Annotated in this window: 7 protein-coding genes; all 7 read right to left on the minus strand. The window is 65.3% G+C overall.

The features are described from left to right. Positions 1-44: 44 nt before the first annotated feature. The 7 genes from ABIE20_RS01625 to ABIE20_RS01655 all read right to left on the minus strand — a co-directional run bounded on the left by ABIE20_RS01625 (position 45) and on the right by ABIE20_RS01655 (position 8027). Positions 45-1427, minus strand: coding sequence for an aspartate aminotransferase family protein (locus ABIE20_RS01625; protein ID WP_429502244.1), 1383 nt, complete (start codon positions 1425-1427; stop codon positions 45-47). Beyond that, entirely contained in the window at positions 1424-2863 is a 1440-nt protein-coding gene (locus ABIE20_RS01630; RefSeq protein WP_429502246.1) for an APC family permease, read from the minus strand. The genes ABIE20_RS01625 and ABIE20_RS01630 overlap by 4 nt, the downstream gene beginning before the upstream one ends. Before the next feature lie 86 nt (positions 2864-2949). Then, positions 2950-4443: an aldehyde dehydrogenase gene (locus tag ABIE20_RS01635; protein ID WP_429502248.1), complete on the minus strand. Its 1494-nt coding sequence runs from the start codon at positions 4441-4443 to the stop codon at positions 2950-2952. 16 nt (positions 4444-4459) lie between these two features. Further along, a complete protein-coding gene (gene argE, locus ABIE20_RS01640; protein ID WP_429502250.1) occupies positions 4460-5623 on the minus strand; it encodes an acetylornithine deacetylase in 1164 nt (387 codons plus the stop codon). Next, positions 5616-6290 (minus strand): DUF1028 domain-containing protein, encoded by a 675-nt coding sequence (locus ABIE20_RS01645; RefSeq protein WP_429502252.1) that lies wholly within the window; start codon positions 6288-6290, stop codon positions 5616-5618. The genes argE and ABIE20_RS01645 overlap by 8 nt, the downstream gene beginning before the upstream one ends. Positions 6291-6300: 10 nt before the next feature. Further along, positions 6301-6711 (minus strand): RidA family protein, encoded by a 411-nt coding sequence (locus tag ABIE20_RS01650; RefSeq protein ID WP_003201555.1) that lies wholly within the window; start codon positions 6709-6711, stop codon positions 6301-6303. Continuing rightward, positions 6711-8027 carry a flavin-containing monooxygenase gene (locus ABIE20_RS01655; protein WP_429502254.1) on the minus strand — a complete coding sequence of 439 codons (1317 nt, stop codon included), beginning with the start codon at positions 8025-8027 and terminating at the stop codon, positions 6711-6713. The genes ABIE20_RS01650 and ABIE20_RS01655 overlap by 1 nt, the downstream gene beginning before the upstream one ends. Between the last annotated feature and the right edge of the window lie 92 nt (positions 8028-8119).

Consider the following 8119-nt stretch of genomic DNA (forward strand, 5'->3'; position numbering starts at 1 on the left):
CCTCTAATAGGCCGGCACGCCCGCGCGCGCCGGCCGCTTTGGGCTTACAGGCGACCGAATTCGCGGGCGGTACGGTCTACGGCGGTACGGGTCTTGTCGACCAGTTCATCGATGTCGGCGTGGCTGGCCACCAGGGCCGGTGCCATGATCATCCGGCCCAGGGTCGAGCGGATGATCAGGCCTTCTTCAAAACCAAGGGTGCGGCAACGCCAGGCCATGTCGTTTTCGTTGGCAAAGCGCTTGCGGCTGGCCTTGTCTTCGGCGAACTGCAAGGCCGCGACCAGGCCTGCGCCCTGCACTTCGCCAATCAGCGGGTGGTTGCCGAACACTTCGCGCAGGCAACGCTGCAGGTAGGGGCCGGTCTCGTGCTTGACGCGGCTGACGATGCCTTCGTCGCGCAGGGCCTTGAGGTTGGCAATTGCGACCGCCGCCGCTACCGGGTGGCCGGAATAGGTCAAGCCGTGGGCGAATACCCCCCCCTGCTCCACCAGCACCTCGGCCATGCGTTTGGACAGGATCAGGCCGCCCATGGGGATGTAGCCGCTGGTCAGGCCCTTGGCGATCGACAGGGTGTCGGGCTCGAAACCAAAATGCTGGTGGGCGAACCACTCGCCGGTGCGGCCAAAGCCGCCAATCACCTCGTCGGCGCACAGCAGCACGTCGTACTGCCGGCAGATGCGCTGAATTTCCGGCCAGTAGCTTTCTGGCGGGAAAATCATGCCGCCGGCGCCCTGGAAGGGTTCGGCAACAAAGGCGGCGACATTCTCGGCGCCAAGTTCGAGGATCTTCTCTTCCAGTTGGCGCGCCGCGCGCAGGCCGAACTCGGCCGGGGTCAGGTCGCCTTCGTGGGCAAACCAGTACGGCTCGTCGATGTGCGCAACATCGGGGATCACGCCGCCCATGTCATGCATGAACTTCATCCCGCCCAGCGCCGTGGCGCCCAGGGTCGAGCCGTGGTAGCCGTTCCAGCGGCCGATCATGATCTTCTTCTGCGGCTTGCCGAGGATCTGCCAGTAGCGGCGCACAGTACGGATCAGCACCTCGTTGGCTTCGGAGCCGGAGTTGGTGTAGATCGCGTGGCTGTAGTGCGCAGGCAACAGGCTGAACAGCAGCTCCGAGAGCTCGACCACCGCCGGGTGGGTGGTGTGGAAGAACATGTTGTAGTACGGCAGTTGCTCCAGCTGCTGGCTGGCGGCTGCGGCCAGGTCCTTGCGGCCATAGCCGAGGTTGGTGCACCACAGCCCCGACATGCCGTCCAGGTAGCGCTTGCCGTCGTTGTCCCACAATGCCAGGCCTTCGCCACGCACGATCACCCGCGGGCCTTCGGCGTTCAGCGCCTTCTGGTCGAGAAAGGCATGAATGTGGTGCGCGGCATCCGCTGCCTGGTAATCGCCGGTGCTACGGGCAGGTTTCACGTGAGCGGTCATTGCGAATCTCCTTGCGGGTTTTTATCGGTTTGAGTGCCCAGCACGCTTTCCAGCGGCTCTGGCTTGAACAGTGGCTTGCCCATCACGCCCTTGATCCACAGCACGGCGATGATCGAGACGATCAGCAGCACCAGGCCTGCGTAGGCAAAAATCGAAAAGGTCATGTCCGGGCTGGGCGAGACGTTCCAGATCGCAAACAGCATGCCGGCGATGCCGAACAGCTGCGGCAACGGGTAGAACGGCGTACGGAACGGCCGCGCCACGTGCGGGTAGCGCCGGCGCAGGGCAATGACGTTGACGTGGGTGATGATGTAGGCCAGCAACCAGGCCAGGGCGGCCGACAGCAGCAACTGGTTGATGGCATCGGCATGGTCATGCATCAGCAGCAATGGCAGGCCGGTGACCGCAGCGATGAACAGCACCGCCACCCAGGGCGCGCCGGTGCGCTTGCCCTGGCGCTTGAACACGCCGAAGGCCTGGCCATTGCGGGCCATGCCAAAGAGCATGCGCGGGATCGCCGCCAGCGAACTGTTGAGGGTGCTGCAGGTGGCGGTGATCGCGGCGGTCACCAGGAACACTTTGCCGGCCTCACCGAACACCGTAGTGGCGAACAGGTAATGCGGCAGGCCGTTGCTGGCCAGTTCCGCCTGCGGCACGGTGAGCAAGGCGCCCAGGCCGTAGAGGCTGATGATCACAAAAATGATGGTCAAACCGAGCATCATCGAGCCCGGGATGTTGCGTTCCGGGCGGCGGGTTTCTTCTACCAGCGGGCAGACGAACTCAGCGCCGACAAAGCCCCACACCGCCATCGCGGTCAGGGCGATCACCCCCAGGCCCAGCGGGTTCCAGTGGGCGCTGTCGAACAGCGCCTGGTTGGGCGCGACGATGTCGCTGTTCATCGCGCTCAGGCCCATTACCAGCAACACCACGGTCATCACCACCGCCAGCACCGTTTGCAGGCGGGCGAAGATGTCGATGTTGAACAGGTTGAGCACGGTGAACAATGCCAGCACCCCGAGGGCCACGGTCAATGGCGGCATGGAGTGCGGGTAGACCTTGTCGATGATGAACTCCATCAGCAACAGCTCGGCCGACAGCGCGAACATCGCCACCACGATATAGCCGGAAAAGGTCGCCAGGATCGCCGGGAACTGGCCGATGGCGACCTCGGTGTAGCTGCTCAGGCTGCCGGCGCGGGGGATCATCAGCGCCAGTTCCGAGAACGAACAGGCGTAACTCAGTGCCAGCAGGTAAGCCAGGCCCAACGGCACGATGAAACCCAGGCCGGCAATGCCGACGCCTTGCAGCATCAGCACCATGACGCCCTGGGACACCACCAGGCCGATGGCCACCGCCAACAGCGCGGTAAGGCCGAGTTTCTTGCGACTTGCAGGCGGCGCCAGGGCGCCGGTTTGCACGCTTGCATTGCTGTTCATCGGGTGCTCCGAATTGTTGTTATTGGAAGAACAGAGGTGTTGCCTGTGCTGGCGTCATCGCGGGTCAAGCCCGCTCCCACAGGCCATCAGCCACGCAGCTGAATCCAGGTCGTTTTCAACTGCGTGTATTTGTCGAACGAATGCAGCGACAGATCGCGGCCAAAACCCGACTGCTTGCCGCCACCAAAGGGCACGCTGACGTCCAGGGCATCGACGGTATTGACCGACACCGTGCCGGCATTCAGCCGCCGGGCGACGCGGTGGGCGCGGTTGAGGTCGTCGGTCCACAGCGACGCCGCCAGGCCATAGATGTGATCGTTGGCCATGGCCACCGCCTGGTCTTCGTCATCGAACACGCTGACCGCCAGCACCGGGCCGAACACTTCTTCACGGGCCAGGGTCATGTCGGCAGTGACACCGGTAAAAATCGTCGGCTCGATGAAGTTGCTCGAGCCGTCGAAACTCAGCTGCCGACCGCCACACACCAGCTGCGCGCCTTCGGCCTGGGCCTGCGCGATGTAGTGCATGATCCGTAGCGCCTGGCGGCTGTCGACAATGGCCCCGGCCCGGCTTGCCGGGTTCAGCGGGTTGCCCGGCTGCCACTGGCGCGCCTTGACGATCAGCCGCTCGATGAACGCGTCGGCAATCGAACGCTGCACCAGCAAGCGCGAGTTGGCCGAACAGACTTCACCCTGGTTGAAGAAAATGCCGAACGCGGCTTTCTCGGCCGCCAGGTCCAGGTCCTGGCAATCGGCGAACACCAGGTTCGGGCTCTTGCCACCGCATTCCAGCCACACCTGCTTGAGATTCGACTGCGCGGCGTATTGCATGAAGTACTTGCCGACTTCGGTGGAGCCGGTAAACACCAGGGCATCGACGTCCATGTGCAGGCCCAGGGCGCGACCGGCCTCCTCGCCCAGCCCCGGCACCACGTTGAGCACGCCCTTGGGCAGGCCCGCTTCAATCGCAAGTTCTGCCAGGCGCAGCGCCGAGAACGGCGATTGCTCGGCGGGCTTGAGCACCACGCTGTTACCGGCGGCCAACGCCGGGGCGAGCTTCCAGGCGGCCATGTCCAGCGGGAAATTCCACGGCACCACCGCACCGATCACCCCCAGCGGCACGCGGGTGATGGTCGCCAGGGCATTGCTGGCAGTCGGTGCCACCTGGTCGTAGAGCTTGTCGAGGCTTTCGCCGTACCAGGCGAACACATGGGCCGCGCCCGGCACGTCGATGTTCCAGGCATCCATCACCGGCTTGCCCATGCTCAGCGAGTCGAGCAAGGCCAGTTCGGCGCGGTGCTCGAGCATCAACTGCGCCAGGCGCAGCAGCACGGTCTTGCGCTCGCCGGGTGCCATCTTTGCCCAGGGGCCTTGTTCGAACGCATGGCGGGCGCTGCGTACCGCCTGGTCAACTTCAGCCTGGCCACAGGCGGCGACCTTGGCCAGCAATTTGCCGGTGGCCGGATTGATCACCTCGAACCGCGCGCCACTGGCAGCCTGACAGGCCTCGCCTTGAATAAATGCGCTGTCGATCAGGCGCTGCTGCTGCGCCAGGGTGGTCCACTGGTTGAAATCGTTCACTGCAGGCTCCTTGTTGTTATCCGTTGTTGGAGAGGTACGCGGCCAGGCGATCCATCAGGCGGTCACAGGCCGCCATCTGTTCGACGCTGACAAATTCATCCGGCTTGTGGCCCTGGTCCATGCTGCCCGGCCCGCACACCACCGCCGGGATTCCGGCCTCATCGAACAGGCCGCCTTCGGTACCAAAGGCCACGGTGCTGAAGGCATCGCTGCCGCACAGTTGCGCCACCAGTTGCGCTGCGGCGCTCTCAGGTGCGGTGGCCAGGCCCGGGTAGGCCGAGAGTGCTTCGAAGCGGATCGCCGTGTCGGCCTTGACCGCCTGCATGGCCGGCAGCAGCGTTTGCTCTGCGTAGGCTTGCAGCTCGTCCGCCACCGCTTGCGGTTCGAAGGCCGGCAAAGCGCGCACTTCAAAGTCGAAGCGGCAATCGGCCGGGACGATGTTCAGCGCAGTACCGCCGTGGATCACCCCGACCTGCACGGTGGAAAACGCCGGGTCAAAGCGTTGGTCCTGATGCTGCGGCGCGGCCAGGCGCTGGCCGATCTCGCCCAGGCGAGTGATCAGCCGCGCCGCCTGCTCGATGGCGTTGACGCCATACGGCGCATAGGCTGAATGGCACGGCGCGCCGTGTACGTGGCAACGCATGGCCAGCTTGCCCTTGTGGCCAAGCACCGGCTTGAGCTCGGTCGGCTCGCCAATCAGGCACAAGGCCGGTTGCGCGATGCGCTGGGGCAGCACCTCGAGCAGGCTGCGTACGCCCAGGCAGCCGACTTCCTCGTCATACGAGAACGCCAGGTGCACCGGCCGGCGCAGAGGGCTTTCGAGAAACAGCGGTACTGCTGCCAGCACCGAGGCCAGGTAGCCTTTCATGTCGGCGGCGCCACGGCCGTACAGCTTGCCGTCGCGCTCAGTGAGGCTGAACGGCTCGACTGTCCACGCCTGGCCGTCCACCGGCACCACGTCGGTATGGCCCGACAGCACCACGCCGCCCGCCACTGCCGGGCCAATGCTGGCCAGCAAGTTGGCCTTGGTGCGCTCGCTGTTGTAGATCAGCTCGCAGCTCACGCCCAGGCCGTGCAGGTAGTCGCGCACGAACTCGATCAAGGCCAGGTTCGAATCGCGGCTGACCGTGGCAAAGCCGATCAGCTTCGCCAGCAACGCACGGCTGCGCAGCTCACTCATCGCCCGGCACTCCGTAGCTTGGCGCCAGGGTCGGGTTGAGGGCGCGGGTCAGGTAGTCCTGCAGCTGCGGTTCATAGGCGCTCCAGAGCTTGCCCAGCTCGCCGATGGGGTTGTCGTCGGCCCAGTCCACGCGCAGGTCGACGATTGGCCAGAGCAGCTCGCCGACCACCGACAGCGCCGCCGAATGCACCGCCCCGGTTTCGCCGCCAGCCTCCTGGCCAGCCTCAAGGGCGGTCAGCAAACGCGCGGCCAGGCAGCCTTCGCTGCGCTCGAAGGTCTCGACCATGCGTTCGATCACCGCACTGTTGGCCAACAGGTTGCCGGCGGCCACGCATTGCTCGCCGGCCACGGCATGGTTGATGCCCAGTGCATGGTTGCCGCTGAACACCGCAGTGCGGCCCTGGGCATCGACCACCGCCACCTGGCGGTACTGGCTGTAGCCGTTGCGGGTCAAGGCGCGGTCCAGGGCCTGGTGCGGCGCCAGGCCTTCGTCCAGGCCATCGAGAATCTGCGGGCCCAGGGCCGGCAAGGTGATGTTCTGGCTCGACACCGCACCGACGCCGGTGCGCAGCCACGGGCAGCGGGCGCCGACGGCGATGCTCGAAGAGCTGATGGCAATGCCCAGCTGGCCGGTTTCGGCGCAGCGGCCAACGATGGAGAAGGTCATGGCACGCTCCTTATTCGGGGATGACCGCGATCACGTCGATTTCCATCAACCACTGCGGCTGGCCGAGGGCGCTGACCACCAGGCCGGTGGAGATCGGGAACACGCCCTTGAGCCATTTGCCGACTTCCTGGTACACCGGCTCGCGGTAGCGCGGGTCGATCAGGTAGGTGGTGGTCTTGACGATATGGCTGAGGTCGCTGCCGGCCTCCTCCAGCAGTTGCTTGACGTTGCGCATGGCCTGCTCGGCCTGCGCCCGCGGATCACCCAGGCCGACCAGCTGGCCATTGAAGTCGGTACCCACCTGGCCGCGTACATACACGGTGTTGCCGGCACGTACGGCCTGGCACAGGTCGTTGTCCAGGGTCTGGTTGGGGTAGGTGTCTTTGGTGTTGAACATGCGAATGCGGGTATGAGTAGGCATCAACGGGCTCCCATGAGGCTGGCTGGTTGGCTGGACGCTTGCTGTTCGGCCTGGCGCTGCGAAGCGTCGCGGTAATTGAGGTAGGTGCGCTGTTTGGCGATGTGATCGGCAATGTGCTTGGCGTCGTGCCACACGCCCCAGATAAACGCCGAGCCGCGTCGCGATAGCCATGGCAGGCCGACGAAGTAGATGCCTGGCTCGCTGGACACGCCGCGCTGGTGCCGGGGCTTGCCGTTGTCCTTGAAGGCGTCGACCTGCAGCCAGCTGTAGTCCACCGAATAGCCGGTGGCCCAGATGATGGTGCCGACCCCGGCCTTGGCCAGGTCGAGTTCCAGCAACGGCTGGGTCAGGCACTGCGGGTCAGGGAGAATTTCCCGCGCTTGCGGCTCTTGCGGCAGGTCCAGGCCATTGCGGGCAATGTAGGCGTCGGCGGCATCAAGCAGCGCCAGGTAGTTTTCGTCGCCGCGGGCAATGTTCTCGGCCAGGTTGGCTTCAAAGCTGACCACACCGTTATCAAAGCCCTTGGTCAGGCCGACCAGGGTCATGCCCTGCTGGGCCAGGCGGCGAAAATCCACGGTGTGGCCGCCACGGGCGCCGCTGACGGCGATGGTCACGTGCTCCTTGCCCGGCTGCATGGTCTCGGCATCCCACTCGCCGAGCACCCCCAGCCACCAGCAGAAATCACGGTTGCGGTAGGCCCGTGGCGGCCGGTCGTGGGCGCCGACCGAAAGGTACACCTGCTTGCCGGCGCGCTGCAGTTCATCGGCGATCTGCACCCCCGATGAGCCGGCGCCAACCACCAGCACCGCGCCTTCAGGCAACTGCTGCGGGTTGCGGTAGGCGGCCGAGTGCATCTGCAGGACGTTCGATTGCTTCGGGGCGATCGGCGGGATCACCGGGCGCTGGAACGGACCGGTGGCAACCACCACCTGCTGGGCTTCGATCACGCCGTCGCTGGTGTGCACGGTGAAACCCGGGCGATCGCTGTTGCGTACTACCTGGGTAACTTCGACGCCGGTGCGGATCGGCGCATTGAACTTGCGCGCGTAGGCTTCGAAGTAGTCGGCCACCTGGTCTTTACCGGCGAAGGCGTCCGGGTCGAGGCCGTCGAACTCCAGGCCCGGGAAGCGGTCGTGCCAGGCCGGCCCGTTGGCCACCAGCGAGTCCCAGCGACCCGTGCGCCAGGCTTCGGCGATACGGTTGCGCTCCAGCACCAGGTGCGGCACGCCCAGGCGGCTCAGGTGTTCACTCATGGCCACGCCGGCTTGCCCGGCGCCCACTACGAGCGTATCGATCTTGGTTTTATTGGTTGTCATGTCTGCGCCCTACTGAGTTGTCCCACGCGGGTGGCCGTGGGAGGGTGTAGGTCGCATTCTGGGAGAGCGCGAAGAAAGGCGAAATTATGATT

Source organism: Pseudomonas sp. 2835 (assembly GCF_050435905.1).
GTDB lineage: Bacteria > Pseudomonadota > Gammaproteobacteria > Pseudomonadales > Pseudomonadaceae > Aquipseudomonas.

Coding starts and splice junctions, on each gene's coding strand:
- ABIE20_RS01650 (WP_003201555.1), bottom strand. CDS start 6,711: ATGCCTACTCATACCCGCATTCGCATGTTCAACACCAAAGACACCTAC.
- ABIE20_RS01645 (WP_429502252.1), bottom strand. CDS start 6,290: ATGACCTTCTCCATCGTTGGCCGCTGCGCCGAAACCGGCCAGCTGGGC.
- ABIE20_RS01655 (WP_429502254.1), bottom strand. CDS start 8,027: ATGACAACCAATAAAACCAAGATCGATACGCTCGTAGTGGGCGCCGGG.
- ABIE20_RS01630 (WP_429502246.1), bottom strand. CDS start 2,863: ATGAACAGCAATGCAAGCGTGCAAACCGGCGCCCTGGCGCCGCCTGCA.
- ABIE20_RS01625 (WP_429502244.1), bottom strand. CDS start 1,427: ATGACCGCTCACGTGAAACCTGCCCGTAGCACCGGCGATTACCAGGCA.
- argE (WP_429502250.1), bottom strand. CDS start 5,623: ATGAGTGAGCTGCGCAGCCGTGCGTTGCTGGCGAAGCTGATCGGCTTT.